The sequence below is a fragment of the Halopenitus persicus genome, from assembly GCF_002355635.1.
Lineage (GTDB): Archaea > Halobacteriota > Halobacteria > Halobacteriales > Haloferacaceae > Halopenitus > Halopenitus persicus_A.
The window spans coordinates 595817-616560 of record NZ_AP017558.1 but is presented as its reverse complement, the minus strand read 5'-3'; the positions used below and the strand labels follow the sequence as shown (position 1 = coordinate 616560).

The following is a 20744-nucleotide window of genomic DNA, read 5'->3' as shown; positions in this document are numbered from 1 at the left end:
GCCGCGGCGTCGCCGTTGCCCCTCATCTCCAGTCGTGTTTAGTTTGTAGCATTGTGCCAGACGGCGAAGGTGTGTAACCACGTTTCAGCTGTGCTTGGATCAACGTGGCTAAAACAGTTTGAGAACGAAGAGGTGCGTCGTTTTATCTCACGGAAGATACGTTCGACGCTGTTACGATTTCCGTGGCGTTCGTATCTGAAATCGAGGCCGTGTCGTTGGAGCGCGGTTTGCAACCAATCCGCATCATCGACAAGAAATAGCGTGTCATCAACATCGTGTTTCTCACGGAGCTCTCTGAGAAAGATCTCAGTTACTGCAGTCGTATACGTGGAAAAGAGCCGAATATGAAGGAAGTGGTTTGTAGATGGATCGACCGCCGCGTACAACCAGTACTGCTGATCATTGATTCGGATCACGCTCTCATCAACCGCCACTTGTTCCGGATTGGCACCTCCGTCAAGTTGCAGATCGGCTTTCTGTACCCAATCGTGGACGGCTTTTCGGCTGCGTGTGACACCCAACTTATCAAGAATCGAGATGGTATTCGAAAGTGAGAGACCAGCAACGTGAAGTTGAATACCAAGCTTCATCGCCGATCGGGGTGTCCGCTCGCGCTCCACAAAATCCAAATCGATCCAGTCGCAACCACCGCTGAGGCGTGTGATTTCGGGCATAGACCACTCAGAAATCATCACGCCTCACTTTTCATAGTTAACTAAACACGACTTCATCTCCGACGAAAAGGGCTATGGGGCCCCGTCGTGAACCCCGAGGTATGCGCCTGCGCTATCTGATCGCGCTCCTTCTTTTGATCCCGCTTGCGGACGCGCTGTTCCTCGTCGTCGTGGCCGACCACCTCGGCTGGCAGCTCACCGTCGCCCTGGTCGTGCTCACGGCGCTGTTGGGGATGCTGCTCGTCCGCGCCGAGGGGCGTCACACGCTCGCTCGACTCCAGCGGAAGGCCGCACGCGGCGAGCCGCCGACGAACGAGCTGCTCGACGGGGCCTTGCTCATCACGGCGGGCGCCTTCCTGCTCACGCCCGGGCTCGTCACCGACGCGATCGGGTTCCTGCTCGCGTTCCCGCCGACCCGGATCCCCATCCGGGCGGTGACGAAGCGCTTCGTCCTCGTCCCCTACCTCGACCGCCGGACCGACGGATTCCTCAGCGGGAACGTCTACATCGGCGGGTTTCCCGACGGCGACGAGTTCGGCGGCGCCGGCGGTGGTGCCTTCGGCGGCGGATTCGGCGGTTCCGGCGGCGGATTCGGCGGAGCCACGCAGCCGGGTGCCAGTGACGAAACCGAAGACGGTAGTGCAGCCGATGGGCCGGGTCCCCGGTCCGGATCGAGCCCCGGTGCCGGTTCCGGAACCGACCGGGGGGATGACGACGTGGTCGACGTCGATTACACCGTGGAGGACGGGACCGACGAGGAGCCCGCGGACGACGAAACGCGGTCGACGGACGATCGCTGACGGCGCGGTGGCTCCGAGTACGTCGATCGATACCGTGGGGAAAACCGACGGACTGCGCGACGATCTCGAAAAGGAAACCCTTAAACTCTTACCCCCGCAAGCGGTGAATGCGCTCACCTGGGCCAATAGCTCAGTCAGGTTGAGCGCTCGGCTGATAACCGGGAGGTCCACGGTTCAAATCCGTGTTGGCCCACCTACAGCGTCCACGGTCTTTGGCCGTGGCGTGTTAGGGGCTGTATCCTCCCCAGCCACCTAACTTCGTTCCCAATTACCCTGAGAGAAACGTCCATTCGCGCGTTAGAGGTGGCCTCATTTGCTCTGTCGATACAGTGGGTGGGCTTATCGGTGAGGGTAGTATAGTATGTTTGTATGCCTGAAGAAGTCCTGTTCAAGTCAGAGAGCGACCAGAGTCGAGAAGAGATTGCATCGTACCTTCGGAAAGTCGCGGACAATCTGGACAGCGGTGACGCGATCACCCTGAAAGCGGGCTCCGAGTCTGTAACACTGAATCCCCCTGCCCGACCGACGTTCGAGGTCAAAGCTGAACGCGAAGGCCCGACCGGCAACATGACTGAACGAAGTATCGAGTTCGAAGTCGAATGGGACGAGAACGACGGTGAGGAAGGTGGCGGAAGTGGTCAGTTAGAAATCGAGTAGTCACTCCACAGATCTCATCGAGCGGTTGTTTCAGGCAAAGACATGTCTGGAAAGTAGGATTTGAACAGAGCCGTCTCATTCGGAGGTGATGCCCTCTATGCCCCGTTCGTGCCACATCAGGGGGTATCACAGTATACTGAGAAAAGACGACGTTCATAAGAGTTGAGAATTTTCCAGGGAGTTGGTATGTATCTGTCAAGAACTGATTTGAGGCGTGATTTTGTAGTATTCAGTCTATCCAGTTCGGATTCGCGGAAGCTAATGAATCCGATTGGATGGAGAGCGGGGTAACAATGTCAGCAAAGACCGTAGACACCGAAGTGTTAGACCGAGTCTGGAAGGAAGCGTTTGGAGATGGAGACATGACCGTGGTTGAAGAGGAGATTCCTCGCGACTACGCCGTTCAAACCCCTGGCGCCGACGAACCGATCGAGGGGAGAGACGCGTTTAAAACGTACGTGGCTGAGTATAGCAAAGCATTCCCCGACATCTCGATTACAGTTGAAGATCGGATCGTCGGTGACGATGCGATCGTTGAACATTTTCGTATCAAGGGGACGCACAAGGGTGAATTCAGGGAGATACCTCCCACTGACGACCGGTTAGAGTTCACCGGGATCGTCATCCATTACGTAGAGAATGGCGAAATTATTGAGTCCGTATCCAAGTTTGATACGATGAGCGTTATGGAACAACTCGGCGTCATTGAATCACCTAATTGAACACCGTTCCATACTTTTTCGGTGAGCGCTCGTTGAGACCCACCCGTCTATTTAAGTGGCGAGTCAGCCATCCGTTTCGGAAAGCCAACAACACGCTGATAGAATCTCAGCTGTTCCACACCATCACCCTCACGGAGGGCTTTGTTGAAGTCCTCAGCAGATGATGGTTTCACGTCCTCGATCGCTCACCGATTTGCGGGTCGAGAACTGCGCTACGACCGCACACCTGGCGGGTCATGTTTGTTCGTGGGCCAGAATAACCGGGACCCGAGATATAGTAATCGTTAGAACTTTCCGCTCAAAGACTGTTGCTATACTCAATGGATCATCTCGACGAGATCTCCGTCGAAGAACTCCAAGACGCCCTCGACAATGTTGACGGAAACAAGCCGACTCAACGGTTGTTAGCGGCGATTGCGTACAAAAACGGTGTAACGCAGACCGAACTTGCAGAGTGGCACGATACCGGGCGAAGAACGATCTACAGCTGGTTAATGCGACTTGATACGGACGAACCGTTTGAGCAAGCTGTGTCTGATGCTCATCGATCTGGGAGAAAACGAAAGCTCTCAGAATCACAGCAAAAAGAGTTCGAACGAACTGTTCATGAACCGCCCGAGGAAGTTGGGATCGACGCGCCGGCGTGGACGCCGGCGCTCGTTCAGGAATTTCTCGAAGAAACCTACGGCGTCGAGTACTCTGCCCCGAGTTGTCGGCGGTTGCTGAAAGAAGCTGGACTCAGCTATCAAAAACCTCGACGTACAGCCGCTGAATCTGAAGAATCCGACCAAGAAGAGTTCCACGACGAGATCAAAAAAAGCGAGCGGAGATGGACGCCACAGTAGTCTGTATCGATCAGACGAAAAAATCTGTCCAGGTCGAGCCGCGTGCCGCGTGGTTTCCGCGCGGCACGCGGCCGAGCGTCGAACTCTCTGGCCAACGTGACTGGACGTGTCTACTCGGCGCAGTCACCGAAAACGGTGACTGCTTTTTCTCGCGGTTCACCGAGTACGTCACCGCCGACCACGCAAAACATTTCATTCTCGCGTTATGCAAAGAATTTGAAGAAGACTTGATCGTCGTGCTAGATGGGGCGTCGTACTTCCAGGCGTCGGCCGTCACGGACCTGGCGGCCCGTGACGACCTCGCCTTCGTCACGTTACCTGCGTATTCGCCGGAACTCAATCCTGTCGAAGAGTGCTGGCGACAACTCCAGGACGCTCTGAGCAACCGATTCTTTGACTCGCTCGATGAACTCACGACGGCGATCGATACCGCTCTTGACCAGCTGTCGCTCCCAAAAGTGAGCAATTATTTCTAATGTCTACTATAGCACTAGTTCGCCGTCCTCGCCGTGGGTTTGCTGATAACACGCGAAGGACCTCAACTCTCGACTTGGTTGGATCCGAAGTTCCCCGCCTTGGACACACATGAACTCGGCGGAATGATTGGCAAGTGTCTGTTTGTCACGTTCCGATAATTTGAGTACGCCATTTGGATGCGTATGCACGAGCACATTCGGTGTCGTTGCCGGACAATTCTGGGTATCGAATTGAATTCGCTCACGGTTAGATTGGACCGTATCAGCCTTCCAGACAGTTAACACGGATGGAGTCTCCTCGGCGGAGAGTTGGCCGCAGTAGGCGATTTCGTGATTTGCTTCCGTAAACAGTCGGTTCAAATACCTCGCTTCATCAACCGGCAACGCAATTGACTCTGGTGTCCCAGCCCCACCCGCCGTATTTGACACAACTGGGTCAGACCCATCGACGCCGAGTTCAGGCAACGCAACCCAGACACCCAATCCCCCACCGCCGATAGTAACGACCAGAACTGTTGCAGCAAGGAGTGATCGCTTGGCCGTGGCACTCGACGGCGTTCCGTTAAGTACAACGTTCGTATCGGATTCTAGCCGTTCGAAACGTTCTGTGAGTATGTCCCGGGCCGCCGCTAATCGCGTTTCAACCACCACCTCCCGGCTGTTCTCGGCCGTCGTCTGTGTCCCTGAGTCGTCCGACGTCGTTGGAGGGTCGTCCGCAGCGACCCGGTCCAGTAACCTCGCAAATCGTGACTCCGGAGGTTCGTCTTCCCGGCTGTCCTCGGCCGTCGTCTGTGTCCCTAAATCGTCCGACGTCGTTGGTGGGTTGTCCTCAGCGACCCGGTCCAGTAACCTCGCAAATCGCGACTCCGAAGGTTCGTCCTGTGAGTCAACTTGCTCCTCTCCGTCTCCTTGCGCACTCTCGTCTCCTTGCGCACTCTCGTCTCCAACTGCCTCGAAGTCCTGGCTTGACGAGTGGAACGAATCGTCGGACATCCTAATCGTGTTGGATACGTGTTAAGGGGGGAGACCAATCGGTGGGTCTTCGTCAACCGTTGCGTAGCCGCATTCGGCGCCGAAGGTCAGATACTCCATTTCGGTACCTCCGCACAACCGTTTCGTACGGACGGGACTGTAATCGTCGCTGTAGATCCCCAGATCAACTGGAAGCCTAGTCGAACATTCAGAGAGCGTGAACTCTCGAATTCCGTCGCTTTGCGTTCCTTCCAGTGTAACATCTGGACCCCCATCACACATGTTACCCATAAACACGAATTATGTTCAATGATAATAAAACCCTGGCCGATTCCAGACGTCGTGTTTGGTTTGTAGCATTGTGCCGGACGGCGACGGTGTGTACCCGCGTTTCAGCTGTGCGTGGATCCCGTGGCCAATACGGTTTGCAAACGAAGAGGTACATCGTCTTACCTCATGGAAGACACGTTCGGCGCGGTTGCGACTTTCGTGGCGTTCGTCTCTGAAATCGAGTTCGTGTCGTTTGAGAGCTGAATCGAGTTCGTGTCGGTGGAGCGCGGTTTGGAGCCAATCCGCATCACCACCGAGAGAGTGTGCATCATTGACATCGTGTTTCTCACGTATCTCTCTGAGGAATATCTCAGTTACTGCAGTCGTATACGTGGAAAAGGACCGAACATGACGGAAGTGGGTTGTAGCTGGATCGACGGCCGCGTACAGCCAGTACTGCTGATCTGTGATTCGACTCACGCTCCCATCAACCGCAACGTGCTTCGGATCGGCCTCCATCGCGTTGCAGATCGGCTTTCTGCACCCAATCGTGGACGGCTTTTCGGCTGCGTGTGATACCAAAACAATCAGAGATGGAGATTGTATTTAAAAATGAGATTTCAGCACCCTGGAGTTGCATACCGAGCGTCATCGCCGATCGGGGTGTGCGATCGCGCTCCACACCACCCATATCGATCCAGTCGCACCCACCGCTGCGGCGTGTGATTTCGGGCAGAGAGCACACAGAACTCATCACGCCTCACGTTTCACCCGTAACTAAACATGACGCTAACACGGTAGTCATCAGGCTACTTGGTGTTATTTTCAGCCTACTCCCGGATCTAATACTCCGGGACGGCGCGGTTGATATATATTGATCCCGATAGAAATAGGCGCTGAATACGACGCGCACATCTCACCTGGGACCCTTGCCAGAAAGAGTCCGATTGCATCAGTCAGTACAGAACGCATACCGAAAACGAATGGAGTATTGCCAACCATACTTATTCCGCGCCTATCCATCACTAATATACAATTTACGAATAAACCCACAGTAACCAATAAATAACTATGATTTGGTAGCCCTCCCATCGTATGAGGTTCAAAGATGCAAGACAGACGAACGGTGTTGAAGCAGATCGCGACAGGTGCCGCAATCATCACCGCCAGCTCCGGCGGCGCCGCCGCCCGCGGCGGCGGCAATGACCGCCGTGGTGGTGCGAGCGGGGAGAATCGTCGTGGTGCGAACGCCGCGAACCGTCGTGGCGCGAGCGTGGAGAAAGGCATCGTCGCCACCGCTGACGAACTCGGCTTCGACACGCTGATTGCCGCGGTCAAAGCAGCGGATCCGGTCGTTCTCAACACGTTGACCAACGACGATCAGTATACCGTGTTTGCGCCCACGGAGGAAGCGTTTGAGGACTTCTTCGCCACAGTCGAAGACGCGACCGGCCTCACGGCGACTGACCTACTGGATGATCCCGATAACCTCCTTACGGACACGCTGCTCTTCCACGTGACCGGAGGACGTCGCTACGCGGCGTCGGTGGTGAACGCTCCACAAATCGACACGCTGCTCGGCGAGTCGTTCTCAGTTGACGGCAAGACGCTCGACGACCGCGCAGACATCACCACGGCCAACGTTGAGGCCTCGAACGGTGTCATCCACGCGATCGACGCAGTGTTGACGACTCCGACAGTCGACCAAGTGCTGGAAGGGTAGCACCCCTTCCCTGAGCGCCCCTTCCCTGAGCGCCCCTTCCCTGAGCGACCTCTCTCTATTCAGCACGACCGCAAAACCATCTGTGACGCTCTGAGGTTGCCCGTCGGACGGCTGTGAAGCGCTCGGCCCCACGTGTTCGAATCCGTGTTGTCCTACCTCACATCCTGGCCGTTCTCAGCTAGGGGAGATCGGGACCGGAAACTCTCCAGCCACCCAATTTCCGCATTCTACCGGTTTCGAGACGACGGTCCGTGAGCGTCGTGCCGGACAACCCGTCACTTCTGACGGACTGCTGCTTGCGGCGCGATCGCCGTGTTCGGGCTGCTTCCCGCCGACGCAGATCCGATCGCTTGAACGGCGCGGCGACGCGCTCGGTCGAACGAAACGGAACTTTAATGCGCCGACCGGACGCACTCTCGAACGAGAATGATCCCGCTGCAACCCCTGGTCAACGGCTTCCTGCTGAATTATCACCTGGGGCACGTGTTGTTGTTCACGTTCGCGGTGACCACGCTGGGGTCGCTTCCGCTGAAGAGCCAGCGCATCCTCGCGATCAACCTCTCCCTTTTCGGGTTGATCTTCGCCGTTGCGCCGTTCTCCACGATGACCGCTCCGTACATCCTCTTCGGCCTCGTGCTCATCGTCATCGGCCCGATCCTGTGGACGATGGCCGAGTGACCGGCCGGTTTCGGTTCCTCGTTCTCCCCGACGCCGCCGTCCCGTCGGTCCGCCGACCGTTCGACCCGTTCTCCCCCGTCCTCTCCTCGTTCCCTCCTCGTTCCCTCTTCGCCCCGTGTTGCACACGATCCGCCATCCCGCTCCGTTCCGGTCCGCCGCCGTCGAGCGCACGATCGCTCGCGTTCGCTTCCGATCGCGGATCGATCCACCCCCTTTTTTGCTCGCCGACGCAACCCCCGAGTATGATCACGGTACGGGCACCCGCTACGAGCGCGAACCTCGGCAGCGGGTTCGATACGTTCGGCGCCGCGCTCGCCCGGCCGGCCGACGTCGTGACCGTCGAGAAGGCCGAGACGACCTCGATCGAGGTCACCGGCGTCGGCGCGCAGTACATCCCGGAGGACCCAGAGAAGAACACCGTCGGCGCGGTCGTCGAGGCGCTCGAGGCGCCCGCCGAGATCCACATCGACAAGGGCGTCCGCCCGGCCTCGGGTCTCGGTTCCTCGGCGGCCAGCGCCGCCGCCGCGGCCGTCGGACTCAACGAGCTCTACGACCGCGGCTACTCGCGGGAGGAGCTCGTCCCCATCGCCGCGAAAGGTGAGGCGGTCGTCTCCGGCGTCGCCCACGCGGACAACGTCGCGCCGGCCATCGTGGGCGGGTTCACGGTCACCACCCCGACCGGGACCCACGGCGTCGAGACGGGCGTTCCGCTGGTGGCGTGTCTGCCCGACGTCGCCGTCTCGACCCGGGACGCCCGCCGTGTCGTGCCGGAGACGGCATCGATGGCGGACGTCGTCGAGACCGTCGGCAACGCGGCGACGCTCACGATCGGGATGTGTCGGTCGGACCCGGTGCTCGTCGGCAAGGGAATGGACGATCCGGTCGTCACGCCCGAGCGCGCCCGACTCATCACCGGCTACGACGACGTCCGCGAGGCGGCCTTCGAGGCCGGCGCGGCGGGCGTCACCGTCAGCGGCGCCGGCCCGACGGTACTCGCGGTCTGTCCGGAGGCCGACCGCCGACACGTCGCCGCTGCGATGGTCGACGCGTTCGCGAACGCGGGCATCGAATCACGGGCGTATCAGACCCGGATCGGCCGCGGCGCGACGGTGTTGTGACGACTCCCACGACCGAAGTCGGTGGCTTTCTCCTCGGATCCGTATACCGGACGGTCGAAAAACGGTCGGAATCGGTTGGGGGTCGTGCCCGACTCAGACGCCGCGGCCCTGCAGTCGCTCCTCCTCCGGAATGGAGTCGGTCGACTGGCCCTGCATTCCCTTGCCGACGCCGCGGGCGATCTCGGCGAGTTCGTCGGCGTCGTCCCAGTTGGTGACGGCCTCGACGATCGCCGTCCCCATCTCGCTGGGGTTCTCCGCGCCGAAGATGCCCGAGCCGACGAAGATCCCGTCACAGCCGTAGTACATCATCAGCGCCGCGTCCGCCGGGGTGGCGATCCCGCCCGCGGCGAAATTGACGACCGGGAGCCGGCCGGCCTCGGCGGTCTCGTGGACGAGCTCGCGTGGAGCACCGTGTTCGCGGGCCCATTTCTCGCGCTCGGCGTGCTCGAGACCGGCGATCTCGCGGATCTGTCGCTGCATCGTCCGCTGGTGTTTGACCGCCTGGTTGACGTCGCCGGTTCCGGCCTCACCCTTGGTGCGGATCATAGCCGCGCCCTCGTTGATTCGCCGGAGCGCCTCGGGCAGGTTCCGAGCGCCGCAGACGAACGGCGCGGTGAACTCGCGTTTGTCGATGTGGTACTCGTCGTCCGCCGGCGTGAGCACTTCGGATTCGTCGATCATGTCGACGCCGAGCGACTCGAGGATCTCCGCCTCCTTGCGGTGGCCGATCCGGGATTTCCCCATCACCGGGATCGAGACCTCGTCGATGATCTCGGTCACGTTCGTCGGGTCAGGCATTCGGGCGACGCCGCCGCGCTTCCGGATGTCGGCCGGGACGGCCTCGAGCGCCATCACCGCGACCGCGCCGGCGTCCTCGGCGATCCGGGCCTGCTCGCGGGTGACGACGTCCATGATCACGCCGCCCTTCTGCATCCGGGCGAACCCGCGTTTGACCAGCTCCGTGCCGCGTTTGAGCTCCTCGAGATCGGTGGCGTCTGCCATACGTTCCCTTTGAACGGTACCCACTTAACGACCGCGCCTTTCGATTCCGATTCAGGTTCTCGGATAGAGATGTGTTGACTCTTCAACCGAATCGGCGATCGATCGATGTGTGCACAACCGTGGATACGTCCGCGTTACGGTCCCGAGGGAACGACGTCGGGCGTCCGCGATCTTCGGGCGGTCGTGAGTCACTGCACGTCCCTCGCGGTCGGGCCCCGCACGTCCTTCGCGGTCGGGCCTCCGCACGTCCCTCGCGGTCGGGTCCCCGCACGATCGCGCCGGTCGGTTGCCAAGGCTTTTGCCTCCGATCCGGTTAACGTGCGTATGCGCTCCCCGTACGAGGTGTTGGGCATCGACGCCGACGCGGACGACGGGGAGATCGAACGCGCGTACCGTCGCCGCGTGCTCGAGACGCACCCGGACCACGGCGGCTCCGCCCGGGAGTTCCAGACCGTGAGGGAGGCCTACGAGGCCATCGTCGATGGCGACGGAACGGTCGAGATGGACCGGATCGAGGAGGACGGCGACGGAAGCGACGTCGACGTCCGCGGCGCCGACGACGGCGCGTCGGAGTCGGACGGCGACTCCTCTCGGGACGCCGGCGGGCCGGAGCCGGCGGCGACCGTCGAGTACCTCGATTACGAACGTCTCACCGACCACGGCTGGGACCTCGGGGACGAGGACCTCTTCGAGAAGGCTGCTGAAGCCGACCTCCCGCACGCCGCCTACGGAAAGTTTCTCGTCCAGCCGGGCGAGTCGCTGCTCGAGGCCGCCGAGAACCGCGGCTTCGCGTGGCCCTACGCCTGCCGCGGCGGCGCGTGCGCGAACTGCGCCGTGGCGGTCATCGAGGGAGAGCTGTCCATCCCCGCCAACAACGTCCTCTCGGAGGAGCTCATCGACAGCGACATCCGGCTCTCCTGCGTCGGGGAGCCGCTCACCGACGAGCTCCGGATCGTCTTCAACGTCAAGCATCTCCCCGGCCTCGAGGAGCTCCGGCTGCCGCCGCATCCCTTCGACCGCGCGCGTGCGGACGATTAAAAAAAGGGAGGGTAAAAGGGGGAATACGACTCGCCGGCCGGACCGAGGCAGCGATCCGCCCCACCGTCCCATACAACGGCTACGTCAGTCTCTCGTAGGCGCGCGTCAGCCGTTTGAACGCCTCCTCGTCGCCCGATTCAGCGTCGGGATGGAGCGACTTCGCCCGGTCCCGGTAGGCGCGCTTGATCGTGTCTTCGTCCGCGTCGGGTTCGACGCCAAGCGTTCGATACGCGGTCTCGAGGCCCATCCGATCGGTCGGTCGGGTACCCGGGTCGCGGGGACCGTTCGGGCCGCCGCCCCCTCCGAAGCCGCCGGCCCGTCCGGACCCGCCGCCGGTTCGTCGTCGGTCCCCGCCGCCGAAAGCGGCCGCACGGTTGCGGCGCGTTCGCTCGCGGGCCCGGCGCTCCCGCTCGCGTCCGCGTGCCGCCGCCCGGGAGACGGTCCGCGCCCGGATCCGCTCGTCGAGCCGCCCCCGGGCGTGCAGCGATAGGAGGTACCCGGCGACGCCGAAGGGAACCGCGACGAACAGCAGGATCGGGTGAACGACGACCCCGGCGACCGCCAGCAGCGCCGTGAGCCCGATGAACGTCGCCGCCAGCCCCACCACGATCGGTCGATCGGTCACACGGGTCGTTGGGCCGCGACGACCGTAAGCGTCCCGGCGGTTACGGGGCGTGGAAGCGTCCCGGGGACACGGAGCCGCAAGCGTCCCAGGGACACGGAGCCGCAAGCGTCCCGGCAGTCACGGCGTCGGTCCCGGACGTCCGTGGCGTTTATTTCCATAGCCCGCCCCCTCACGTGTATGTCGACGGCGGACCCCACGACCGTCACCGGGCTGCCGCCCTCGATCGCGGCCGCTCGCGACGATCTGACCCCGATGCTCTCCCAGTACGCCGACCTGTGTGCGGCCCACGAGGACGCGATCGTGCTCTTTCAGGTGGGCGACTTCTACGAGGCCTTCTGCGAGGCGGCCGAGGAGGTGGCCCGCGTTTGCGAGGTGACGCTCACCAAACGCGAGGATTCGACCGGAGCGTATCCGATGGCCGGAATCCCGATCGACAACGCGACGAGCTATCTCGAGCGGCTGCTCGACGCCGACTACCGCGTCGCGATCGCCGACCAGACCGAGGACGCGGCAGCCACCTCGGGCCTCGTCGACCGCGCCGTCACCCAGGTGATCACGCCCGGGACGGTCGTCGACGAGGACCTGTTGACCGACCGAACCACCAACTACGTCGCGGCCCTGACCCGCGAGACGGCGGCGACCGAGGACGGCGGTGACGGACGGAACGGCCAGGACGGCAAAGACGACCGAGGCGACCGAGGCGACCGGGATGGCCGGGACGTGTACGGTCTCGCAGCGGTCGACGTCGCCACCGGCGAGTGTCTGGCCACGAGCGGCGACCGGGAGACGGTCGCCGAAGAGCTCGATCGGCTGGCGCCGGCCGAACTCGTCCGCGGCCCGGGGACCAGACCGCCCGAGGAGATCGATGCAGCCGGCCATGGGGACGAGCCGGCGACGGAGGACGACTCCGGCGATGCCACGACAGGCGCCGACTCCGGCGATGCCACGACAGGCGCCGACTCCGGCGATGCCACGACAGGCGCCGACTCCGGCGATGCCACGACAGGCGCCGACTCCGGCGACACCGCGCCGGACGACGACGTACCCGGCACCGAAACGACGCCCGACCCGGTCGGGGCGGACGCGCGCTGGATGGAGACGACCCTCTCGGGCGATCGGTTCGCGCCGCAGGCGGCTCGCGACCGCCTCGAGCCGTACCTGTCCGCACCCCAGGAACGGTTCGCGACCGAGGCGGAGCTCCGCGCCGCCGGGGCGGTCCTGGCGTACGCCGAGTACACCCAGGGCGACGACGGGCCGCTCGAGTACGTCTCCCGGATCCGCCGGTACGACCCTCGGAGGCATCTCCGGCTCGACGCGGCCGCCCAGCGCAGCCTCGAGCTGTTCGAGAACCGGGGACCGGGCGCCGGCGACACGCTCTTCGACGTGATCGACGAGACGAGCTGCGCGCTCGGCCGTCGACGACTCGAGCGCTGGCTTCGCCGCCCCCTGATCGACCCGAACCGGATCCGGTCGCGACACGACGCCGTCGAGTGGCTGGTCGACGAGCCGATCGTTCGCGAGACCGTCGGCGACGGACTGACCGGTGCCTACGACCTGGAGCGTCTCGTGAGTCGGATCGCTCGCGGGCGGGCGAACGCCCGCGATCTCCGGTCGCTCGAAACCACGCTCGCGGTCGTTCCCGACCTCCGAGACGCCCTGTCGCCGGCGGACGATTCGACCGCATCCCGTGGAGACGATTCGACCGCACCCTGTAACCACCTCCGGGACCTCCGTGAGCGATTGGATCCCCTGCCCGACGTCCGGGACCTGATCGACGAGGCGATCGCCGTCGATCCGCCACAGGAGATCACCGACGGCGACGTGATCCGGGACGGATACGACGCGGAGCTGGACGACCTCCGGGCGACCGAACGGGAGGGGCGGGAGTGGATCGCCGAGCTGGAGGCCCGCGAGCGCGAGCGGACCGGGATCGACTCGCTGACCGTCGGACACACCCAGGTGCACGGCTACTACATCGAGGTCACCGACCCCAACCTTGATGCGGTCCCCGACGACTACCACCGTCGGCAGACGCTGAAGAACAGCGAGCGGTTCTACACGCCCGAGCTGAAGGACCGCGAGGACGAGATCCTCGGCGCGAGCGAGCGCGCGGACGCCCTCGAGTACGAGCTGTTCACCGACGTCCGCGCGGCCGTCGCCGCGGCGGCCGACCGGCTCCAAGCGCTCGCGGACGCGCTGGCCGAGCTCGACGCCCTCGTCTCGCTCGCGACCGTGGCGCTCGAGCGGGAGTACGTCCGGCCGACGATCGTGGACCCGTCGACCGGCGGGAACGACTGCGGCGGCGGACCCGACGGCGGCAGGAACGGCATCGCGATCGAGGGCGGCCGCCATCCGGTGGTCGAGCGACGGGGCGAGTTCGTCCCGAACGACGTCGACCTCGAACGGGGCGACCTCGCGTTGATCACGGGACCGAACATGAGCGGAAAGTCGACGTACATGCGGCAGGTCGCGCTCGCGGTCGTGTTGGCACAGATGGGGTCGTTCGTTCCCGCACAGGCGGCCCGGGTCCCGGTCGTCGACCGCGTGTTCACCCGGATCGGCGCCTCCGACGACATCGCCGGGGGCCAGTCGACGTTCATGCGCGAGATGAGCGAGCTGACCGAGGTCCTCCACGACGCCACGGCCGACTCGCTGGTCCTGCTCGACGAGGTCGGCCGCGGCACCGCGACCACGGACGGGCGGGCGATCGCGTGCGCCGCCGCGGAGTTCATCGTGGACGAGATCGGCGCGACGACGCTGTTCGCCACCCACTACCACGAGCTGACGGAGCTGGCGGACCGCCGCGAGCGCGTCCGCAACCTCCATTTCACCGCGACCAGGGAGGACGGCACGGTGACGTTTCTCCACCGCGTCGCCCGCGGCGCGTCCTCCTCCTCGTACGGGATCGAGGTGGCCGCGCTCGCCGGCGTGCCGCCCGCGGTCGTCGACCGCGCACGCGAGCGCATCGAGTCATCGGCGGACGCGGATGCCCCGGGTGACGGGCCGATCGATGGCGCTCCGGACGCGGTCGGTGACGACGCACGCGATCAGGAGGTCGACGAGGCGACCCTCCGCGACTTCCTCGCGGCGGCCGATGAGACCGATCCGACCGACCGAGCAGCACCGACCGACCGAGCAGCATCGACTGACCGGTCCGACCGGCCCGACGAGCAGGACGCGGAGTCGGGTCCCGCCACTGCGGCCGGGAACGACCCCACTGACGCGGAGCTGGCCGCGGCCATCCGGTCGCTCGACATCGCCACGATGACGCCGATGGAGGCGTTGAACACGCTCCACGACCTCCAGCGGGATCTCGACCGATGACCGGACGCTCGCATCCGGACGACGTTGAGCCCGACCGTCACGACGCGGAGTCCGAGCCCGGCCCCGCCGGCAGCGACCACGGCACCACCGATTCCGAGCCCCGCGTCCGGCGGCTCTCCGAGCGCACCGTCGACCGGATCGCCGCCGGCGAGGTGATCACGCGACCCGCCCGCGTCGTCGCCGAGTTGATCGACAACGCGCTCGATGCGGGCGCGACGCGCGTCGCGATCGCCGTCGACGGCGACGGGACTGACGCCATTCGGGTTCGCGACGACGGCCGCGGGATGTCCCGCGAGGACGCCCGGCTCGCACTCGAGCGACACGCGACGAGCAAGCTCCGGGACGGTCAGGACCCGGTCGAGGCGGCCTCGCTCGGCTTCCGTGGGGAGGCGCTGGCGGCGATCGCGGAGGCGGCCGGCCGCCTCGAGGTCGTCACCAACGACGGCGGCCCCGTCGGGACCCGGATCGTCGCCGGCGGCGGCGATGCCGACCGGTCGGCCGTCGACGAGGGTGGCGTCGGTGGAGGTGGCGCCGATGGGGGTGGCGCCGATGGGGACGATCCCGGTGGGGACGATCCCGATGCGGACGCCACGACCGTCGCCGACGCGGGGCGCGCCCGCGGCACGACGGTGACCGTTACGGACCTGTTCGCCACCCGCCCGGCGAGACGTGAGTCGCTCGCCGGCCCGAACGCCGAGTTCGCCCGGATCTCCGCGCTCGTCGCCGACTACGCCCTTGCCCGGCCGGACGTCGCCGTCACGCTCGAACACGACGGGTCGGAGACGCTTTCGACGCCGGGAACCGGCTGGACGGACGCCGTCCTCGGCGTCTACGACCGCGACGTGGCGAGCCGGTCGACGACGCTCGACGCGACCGACCGGGGAGCACTCGACGGAGACCGCGCGGTCGAGATACGGGGCATCCTCGCGTATCCCTCGGTCACGCGTGCCACGCGCGACCACGTTCGCGTCGCGGTCAACGGTCGCCCCGTTTCCGACGCCGGCCTCGAGCGAGCGATCGTTGCGGGCTACGACCGCCTGCTCCCCGAGGGACGCGAACCGGTGGCCGCGCTCGACGTCCGGCTGCCAGCGGGCGAGGTCGATCCGAACGTCCATCCGGCCAAGCGGGAGGTCGGATTGCGGTCCGGCGACGCGGTAGTCGCGGCGGTGACGGACGCGGTCGCGGACGCGCTCGCCGGCGTCGACCTCCGGCGGAAGGCCGAGGTGGCGACCGATCTCGAGACGGCCCTCTCGCCGGCGGAGGACGCCTCACCGTTCGCCGACGTGGAGCCGATCGGCCAGTATCGCGACCTGTATCTGTTGTGTGACGCCGACGACGAACTCCTCGTGATCGACGCCCACGCGGCCCACGAGCGCGTCAACTACGAGCGACTGCGGCGCGCGTTCGGGCGCGAGGACGATCTCGCCGACTCGACGGAGGACGATCTCGCCGACTCGACGGAGGACGCCCCCGTGCCCGACGCGGTCGCCACGCTCGACCCGCCGGCGACGGTCTCGCTGACGGGCGCCGAGCGGGCGGCGCTGGAGGCGCACGCGGACGCGCTTCGACGGTTGGGGTTCGACGCCGAGCCGTTCGGCGGCGATCTGGTCAGGCTCCGGCGCGTGCCGGCGCCCTTCGGTCGAGCAGCCGACGTCGACGCCTTCCGGGACGCCGTCGGGCGACTCGCGGGCGGAGAGGCTCCCACCGACCCCTACGAGACGCTGCTGGCCGACCTTGCGTGCCACCCCTCGGTGAAACGTGGGGACGCGCTCGACCGGTCGGCGATGCGGAACCTCCTCGACCGGCTCGGCGAGTGCGAGCAGCCCTTCAGTTGTCCACACGGACGCCCGACCGTCCTCTCCATCGAGGAGGCGACGCTCGCGGCGGGCTTCGACCGGCCGTCCCGCGGCTGATCGGTGCTCTCCATCCCGCGGCTGATCGGTGCTCTCCCGTGATCCCCGGAGCTACCACTCCTTGCAGTCGGCACACAGCTGCGCGCCGTCCTCGAGCCACCGCCGCTCGACGACCTCGCCGCAGCGGTTACAGGATGCGCCGCCCGACGACCAGGTCGCCGTGGGCGTCGCCGGCTCGACCGGCTTCGCGTTCTCCTCGGCATCGATCTCCTCCGGATCGCCCGTTTCGCCGCCAGCCGCCGACTCGGACCGGGACGGGTCATCCGCCGAGCCGGCGTCGGCGAACTCGTCGAGCGAACGGTCCTCGGTCATCTCACGCCTCCCGTCGGAGCCGGGTCACGACGAACTCCCGCTCCAGCTCGCCGAGGAACTCCCCGAGCCGGGGGCCCTGCGTCTCGTCGAAGAAGAGCCGGTAGCCGGCCTCGAAGAAGGCGGCCACCTCGAGGTCGTGGTCGCGGGCCGTCTCGTACATCCGTTCCTGGATCGCTTCGCCGTCGTGACCCTCGGCGACGAAGTCGGCCAGGTCGTCGAGCGCCGCCGCGACGTCGTCCTCGAACGCGGCGTCGGGCAGCTCCGTCTGGAGCCGGTAGTTGTACTCGTTGTCCATCCGCTCGGCCCACCGGCGGGCGCGCTCGACGCGGTCGAGCGCGTCCTCGATGGCCCACTGGGGTGTGTCCTCGTCGAAGTGTCCCTCGTCACGGGCCAGCTGCTCGCGGAACGCCTCGTCCTCGACCATCCCGAGCACGGCGGCGAAGGTGTACGGCAGCCGGACGCGCTCCTCGCGGACCTCCTCGACGAGGAACGGGTAGGCGCGGTCGGCGACGGCGGTCAGGTCCTCGTCGTCGACCACGCCGAAGTACGCGCGCTCGAACCGGTCGAACCGGTCGACGAGTTGGTCGAGTCGCTCGAGGTCCAGGTCGCGGGCCTTCTTCGGCTCCAGCGCGAAGAAGTAACGGAGCACCTCGGGTTCGAGCAGCTCGAGGATCTCCGGGACGGTGACGATGTTCCCGGCCGAGGAGGAGAGCGCCTTCCCGTTGAGCGTGAACCACTCGTAGACCATCGGCACGGGCGGATCGATCCCCAGGACGGTCTCGGCGATGTCGACGCCGGAGGGCCAGGAGCCCTCCGCGTGGTCCTTTCCGAACGGCTCGAAGTCGACCCCGAGCACGTCCCACTGGCCGGGCCACTCGAACCGCCAGGGGAGCTTTCCCTCCCGGAACGTCGCGGTCCCCTCGTGGCCGCAGCCCTCGATCGTCGAGTCGCCGGCCTCCATGTCGGTACAGACGTACTCGACCGTCTCCGCCTCGAGGTCGACCGCCGTCACCGTCTCGGTGACCTTCCCGCACTCCTCGCAGATCGGGTTGAAGGGGACGTACTCCTCGTCGACCTTGTCCTGGTACGCCGCGAGCACCTCACGGGCCGTTTCGGCGTTCTCGAGGACCGTCCTGACGACCGGGCCGAAGGTCCCGTCGGCGTACAGCTCCGTGTTCGAGACCATCTCGACCGGAACGCCGAGCCGCTCGGCGTCGGCCGCGAGGAGGTTCGCGAAGTGGGCCGCATACGAGTCGGCCTCGCCGAAGGGGTCGGGAATGTCCGTGTATGGCTTGCCGAGGTTTCGCCCCAGCGCGCCGGCGTCGACCTCCCCGAGGCCGACGATCTCGCCGTCCGCGGTCGCGAGCTTCCGCGGCACCTTCCGGAGCGGGTCGCGGTCGTCGGAGGTGAACACCTGTCGGACCTCGTGGCCGCGCTCGCGGAGGACCTCGGCGACGAAGTAGCCGCGCATGATCTCGTTGAAGTTGCCGAGGTGGGCCACCCCGGACGGCGAGACGCCGCCCTTGATCACGATCGGTTCGTCGGGATCGCGCTCGAGGACCTCGTCCGCGACCGCGTCGGCCCAGAAGGCGTGGTGCGGCTCCTCGATCGCCTCGGCTCCGGGATCGACTCGGTCGTCACCATCGGGCCGTTCGCCGGCTTCCACGTCGGGATCCGCCATCGTTCACTCCACCCACCGGGTCGGTTCCGCACACGTCTCGGGGACGACGTCGGTGCCGCCGTGGTCTCCGCCCAGAACCGCATCGGTGAGGACGGAGGGATCCGTCCCGTCGAGGACGATCGTCCGGAGATCCGCGCGGTCGATGAGCTTCGCGGCCAGTAGGTCGACCGGCGCCGAGGCACCGGCGTCCCGGCTCATCGGCAGGACGATGTCGACGAGTTCGGCGGGCGAGAGCCGGCCGTACTGCTCCGCGTCGGGGTCGACGTTCGGGTCGGCGTCGTAGACGCCGTTGGCGCTCGTCGCGTACACGAGCAGGTCGGCGTCGACCGCCTCGGCGAACTCCGCGGCGACGGCGTCCGTGGTCTGCCCGGGCATCACCCCGCCCATCACCGCGATCTCGCCACGTCGCAGGGATCCGACCGCCTCGTCGTAATCCGCAGCCGGCGAGAGCGTCGCGCGCTGGCCGAGCGCCGCGATGAGGAGGCGGGCGTTGAGCCGGGTGACGCCGATCCCGAGCTGATCGAGCTGAACCCCGTTGGCGCCCAGATCGCGGGCCGTTTCGATGTACTCCCGTGCCACGCCGCCGCCTCCGACCACGACGCCGACGGTGCATCCGGCCTCCGACAGCTCCTCGATAGCCTTCGCGTGGGCAGCCACGCGTTCCGGGTCGAGATCCGGCGCGAGGACGCTCCCACCGATGGAGATGACGACGTTCATTGGCTCCGGATAACCCTGTCGCGCTCTTAAGAATTATCAAGCGGGAACGAGTTCCTGGAGCGGAGAATCGGGCTCCGGCTTCGAGCGGAACGTTCGGAACGACCCGGCGGAGCGTTCGAAACGTCCCGGCGGAACGTTCGGAGCGACCGCTCAGTTTCGCCGGATCACCCACAGCGTCGCAATCCCGCCGACGGCGACCACGAGCCAGTAGCTCACGAGCCGATAGATGGTCGTCACCGCGAGCGCGTCAGCCGTCGAGAGCGCCGTCAGCGCGGTCAGCAGCGCGACGAGCGTCCCCTCGATCGCGGCCAGGCCGCCGGGCAGCGGCGTCGATCCGGCGATGACGGTCACGGGGACGAGAAAGCACACGAGCAACAGCGGGATCGGCGTTCCGATCGACAGGCCGGCGAAGTACAGCGGGAGCGCGAACAGGATCCAGCCGACGTAGCCGTAGCCGACGGCGACGGCCAGCGCGCGCGGCGATCCGGCGATGAGCTCGATCGACCCGTAGAGCCGGTCGATCCGGTCACGGATCGAGGCTGACGAAACCCGGTCGGTCCGGCGTGCGACCGGCGCAGCCACCGCGAGGATTCCCTCCCGAACTCGGTCGCGAAACCGCCACATCACGGCGGCGACGGCCGGAAGTCCGACCGCGAGCACAATCAACACGACCGCCAGCGTCCGGACCACGGCGGGCAGCCGGGCGGTGGTCGCGAGGAGGTATCCCAGCCCGACGCCGCCGACGGTGAAAAAGGGAAGCAGCCGGATCAGGTCGCTCGTGACGACGCTGGCGAGGCTTCGTTCGTAGGTCGCGCCGGTGTCCCGGGCCAACACGTACGCGATGAACGGTTCCCCGCCGGCCTGTCCCATCGGCGTCACGTAGTTCGCGAACGTCGCCGACAGAAACGTCACGACGAGCTTCCGATAGGGGACGTCGATCCCGACCGTCCGGAGGACGACGTGCCAGGTCTTTCCCCACACGACCAGACACGCGACCGACGAGAGTCCCCCGGCGAGTATCCAGGTCGTCTCCGCCGCCCGGAGCCGGTCGATCGTCGGCCCCCATCCGACGACGACGCCGAGCAGGTACACCAACAGGAGCGCGACGGCGAACCCCGCAACCGTCTTCGCCGCCGCCGACCGGTCGACCCAGCCGGCGCCGACCGCGCCGTCGTCTCGGGACACGGATGTCAGTCT

At 65.4% G+C, this 20744-nt stretch carries 17 protein-coding genes, 1 tRNA gene and 1 pseudogene; 11 read left to right on the top strand and 8 right to left on the bottom strand.

Features of this window, described 5'->3' with window-relative positions:
* Positions 1-38: 38 nt before the first annotated feature.
* Positions 39-674, bottom strand: a complete 636-nt coding sequence (locus CPZ00_RS03040) for an IS6 family transposase (RefSeq protein ID WP_096391572.1) — start codon at positions 672-674, stop codon at positions 39-41.
* Positions 675-775: 101 nt separating this feature from the next.
* Between CPZ00_RS03040 and CPZ00_RS03035 the strand changes: the two genes are divergently transcribed.
* The 5 genes from CPZ00_RS03035 to CPZ00_RS03015 all read left to right on the top strand — a co-directional run bounded on the left by CPZ00_RS03035 (position 776) and on the right by CPZ00_RS03015 (position 4174).
* Positions 776-1474 carry an FxsA family protein gene (locus CPZ00_RS03035; RefSeq protein WP_096389547.1) on the top strand — a complete coding sequence of 233 codons (699 nt, stop codon included), beginning with the start codon at positions 776-778 and terminating at the stop codon, positions 1472-1474.
* A gap of 119 nt (positions 1475-1593) precedes the next feature.
* Positions 1594-1667, top strand: a tRNA-Ile gene (locus CPZ00_RS03030).
* A 176-nt stretch (positions 1668-1843) separates the two neighbouring features.
* Positions 1844-2131 carry an amphi-Trp domain-containing protein gene (locus tag CPZ00_RS03025; RefSeq protein ID WP_096389545.1) on the top strand — a complete coding sequence of 96 codons (288 nt, stop codon included), beginning with the start codon at positions 1844-1846 and terminating at the stop codon, positions 2129-2131.
* 293 nt (positions 2132-2424) lie between these two features.
* Complete coding sequence (locus CPZ00_RS03020; protein ID WP_157744156.1) at positions 2425-2853, top strand: ester cyclase; 429 nt, start codon at positions 2425-2427, stop codon at positions 2851-2853.
* A 320-nt stretch (positions 2854-3173) separates the two neighbouring features.
* Positions 3174-4174 (top strand): IS630 family transposase gene (locus CPZ00_RS03015; RefSeq protein WP_096389541.1). Its coding sequence is split into 2 segments (ribosomal slippage): positions 3174-3666 and positions 3666-4174, totalling 1002 coding nucleotides; the frame shifts between segments, so codons are not numbered across the junction.
* Between the two features lie 1321 nt (positions 4175-5495).
* On the opposite strand, the pseudogene CPZ00_RS03010 reads toward CPZ00_RS03015, so the two are convergent.
* Positions 5496-6152, bottom strand: a pseudogene (locus CPZ00_RS03010) (hypothetical protein); the annotation flags it as partial.
* A 372-nt stretch (positions 6153-6524) separates the two neighbouring features.
* On the opposite strand from CPZ00_RS03010, the gene CPZ00_RS03005 reads away from it, so the two are divergent.
* The 3 genes from CPZ00_RS03005 to CPZ00_RS02995 all read left to right on the top strand — a co-directional run bounded on the left by CPZ00_RS03005 (position 6525) and on the right by CPZ00_RS02995 (position 8935).
* Positions 6525-7139, top strand: coding sequence for a fasciclin domain-containing protein (locus CPZ00_RS03005; protein ID WP_096389540.1), 615 nt, complete (start codon positions 6525-6527; stop codon positions 7137-7139).
* Between the two features lie 426 nt (positions 7140-7565).
* Positions 7566-7817 (top strand): hypothetical protein, encoded by a 252-nt coding sequence (locus CPZ00_RS03000; protein WP_096389538.1) that lies wholly within the window; start codon positions 7566-7568, stop codon positions 7815-7817.
* Between the two features lie 242 nt (positions 7818-8059).
* Positions 8060-8935 (top strand): homoserine kinase, encoded by an 876-nt coding sequence (locus tag CPZ00_RS02995; protein ID WP_096389536.1) that lies wholly within the window; start codon positions 8060-8062, stop codon positions 8933-8935.
* Between the two features lie 93 nt (positions 8936-9028).
* Here CPZ00_RS02995 and pdxS read toward each other — a convergent pair whose 3' ends face one another.
* Positions 9029-9937 (bottom strand): pyridoxal 5'-phosphate synthase lyase subunit PdxS, encoded by a 909-nt coding sequence (pdxS, locus tag CPZ00_RS02990; protein ID WP_096389535.1) that lies wholly within the window; start codon positions 9935-9937, stop codon positions 9029-9031.
* Positions 9938-10261: 324 nt separating this feature from the next.
* Between pdxS and fer the strand changes: the two genes are divergently transcribed.
* Positions 10262-10975, top strand: coding sequence for a ferredoxin Fer (gene fer, locus CPZ00_RS02985; protein WP_096389533.1), 714 nt, complete (start codon positions 10262-10264; stop codon positions 10973-10975).
* A gap of 79 nt (positions 10976-11054) precedes the next feature.
* Here fer and CPZ00_RS02980 read toward each other — a convergent pair whose 3' ends face one another.
* Positions 11055-11600 (bottom strand): J domain-containing protein, encoded by a 546-nt coding sequence (locus CPZ00_RS02980; RefSeq protein WP_096389531.1) that lies wholly within the window; start codon positions 11598-11600, stop codon positions 11055-11057.
* A 177-nt stretch (positions 11601-11777) separates the two neighbouring features.
* Here CPZ00_RS02980 and mutS point away from each other — a divergent pair, with 177 nt between their 5' ends.
* Together mutS and CPZ00_RS02970 are read left to right on the top strand one after the other, a co-directional pair.
* Positions 11778-14924 (top strand): DNA mismatch repair protein MutS, encoded by a 3147-nt coding sequence (gene mutS / locus CPZ00_RS02975; RefSeq protein WP_233255124.1) that lies wholly within the window; start codon positions 11778-11780, stop codon positions 14922-14924.
* Positions 14921-16837 carry a DNA mismatch repair endonuclease MutL gene (locus CPZ00_RS02970; protein WP_096389529.1) on the top strand — a complete coding sequence of 639 codons (1917 nt, stop codon included), beginning with the start codon at positions 14921-14923 and terminating at the stop codon, positions 16835-16837. Before mutS ends, CPZ00_RS02970 begins: the two co-directional genes overlap by 4 nt.
* Positions 16838-16888: 51 nt before the next feature.
* Here CPZ00_RS02970 and CPZ00_RS02965 read toward each other — a convergent pair whose 3' ends face one another.
* From CPZ00_RS02965 to CPZ00_RS02950, 4 genes are all read right to left on the bottom strand, one after another.
* Positions 16889-17149 (bottom strand): DUF7573 domain-containing protein, encoded by a 261-nt coding sequence (locus tag CPZ00_RS02965; protein WP_096389527.1) that lies wholly within the window; start codon positions 17147-17149, stop codon positions 16889-16891.
* Position 17150: 1 nt separating this feature from the next.
* Positions 17151-18830, bottom strand: a complete 1680-nt coding sequence (gene lysS, locus CPZ00_RS02960) for a lysine--tRNA ligase (protein WP_096389525.1) — start codon at positions 18828-18830, stop codon at positions 17151-17153.
* 3 nt (positions 18831-18833) lie between these two features.
* Positions 18834-19547, bottom strand: coding sequence for a UMP kinase (gene pyrH / locus CPZ00_RS02955; protein WP_096389523.1), 714 nt, complete (start codon positions 19545-19547; stop codon positions 18834-18836).
* Between the two features lie 150 nt (positions 19548-19697).
* The gene (locus CPZ00_RS02950) at positions 19698-20732 is read right to left on the bottom strand and encodes a lysylphosphatidylglycerol synthase transmembrane domain-containing protein (RefSeq protein WP_199243381.1); all 1035 of its coding nucleotides are present in this window, start codon (positions 20730-20732) and stop codon (positions 19698-19700) included.
* Between the last annotated feature and the right edge of the window lie 12 nt (positions 20733-20744).

What these genes read in the sequence shown, in the direction of transcription:
- mutS (WP_233255124.1), top strand. Translation starts at nt 11,778, where the DNA reads ATGTCGACGGCGGACCCCACGACCGTCACCGGGCTGCCGCCCTCGATC.
- pdxS (WP_096389535.1), bottom strand. Translation starts at nt 9,937, where the DNA reads ATGGCAGACGCCACCGATCTCGAGGAGCTCAAACGCGGCACGGAGCTG.
- fer (WP_096389533.1), top strand. Translation starts at nt 10,262, where the DNA reads ATGCGCTCCCCGTACGAGGTGTTGGGCATCGACGCCGACGCGGACGAC.
- CPZ00_RS03025 (WP_096389545.1), top strand. Translation starts at nt 1,844, where the DNA reads ATGCCTGAAGAAGTCCTGTTCAAGTCAGAGAGCGACCAGAGTCGAGAA.
- CPZ00_RS03000 (WP_096389538.1), top strand. Translation starts at nt 7,566, where the DNA reads ATGATCCCGCTGCAACCCCTGGTCAACGGCTTCCTGCTGAATTATCAC.
- CPZ00_RS03040 (WP_096391572.1), bottom strand. Translation starts at nt 674, where the DNA reads ATGCCCGAAATCACACGCCTCAGCGGTGGTTGCGACTGGATCGATTTG.
- CPZ00_RS02970 (WP_096389529.1), top strand. Translation starts at nt 14,921, where the DNA reads ATGACCGGACGCTCGCATCCGGACGACGTTGAGCCCGACCGTCACGAC.
- CPZ00_RS02995 (WP_096389536.1), top strand. Translation starts at nt 8,060, where the DNA reads ATGATCACGGTACGGGCACCCGCTACGAGCGCGAACCTCGGCAGCGGG.
- CPZ00_RS02965 (WP_096389527.1), bottom strand. Translation starts at nt 17,149, where the DNA reads ATGACCGAGGACCGTTCGCTCGACGAGTTCGCCGACGCCGGCTCGGCG.
- CPZ00_RS03020 (WP_157744156.1), top strand. Translation starts at nt 2,425, where the DNA reads ATGTCAGCAAAGACCGTAGACACCGAAGTGTTAGACCGAGTCTGGAAG.
- pyrH (WP_096389523.1), bottom strand. Translation starts at nt 19,547, where the DNA reads ATGAACGTCGTCATCTCCATCGGTGGGAGCGTCCTCGCGCCGGATCTC.
- CPZ00_RS03035 (WP_096389547.1), top strand. Translation starts at nt 776, where the DNA reads ATGCGCCTGCGCTATCTGATCGCGCTCCTTCTTTTGATCCCGCTTGCG.
- lysS (WP_096389525.1), bottom strand. Translation starts at nt 18,830, where the DNA reads ATGGCGGATCCCGACGTGGAAGCCGGCGAACGGCCCGATGGTGACGAC.
- CPZ00_RS03005 (WP_096389540.1), top strand. Translation starts at nt 6,525, where the DNA reads ATGCAAGACAGACGAACGGTGTTGAAGCAGATCGCGACAGGTGCCGCA.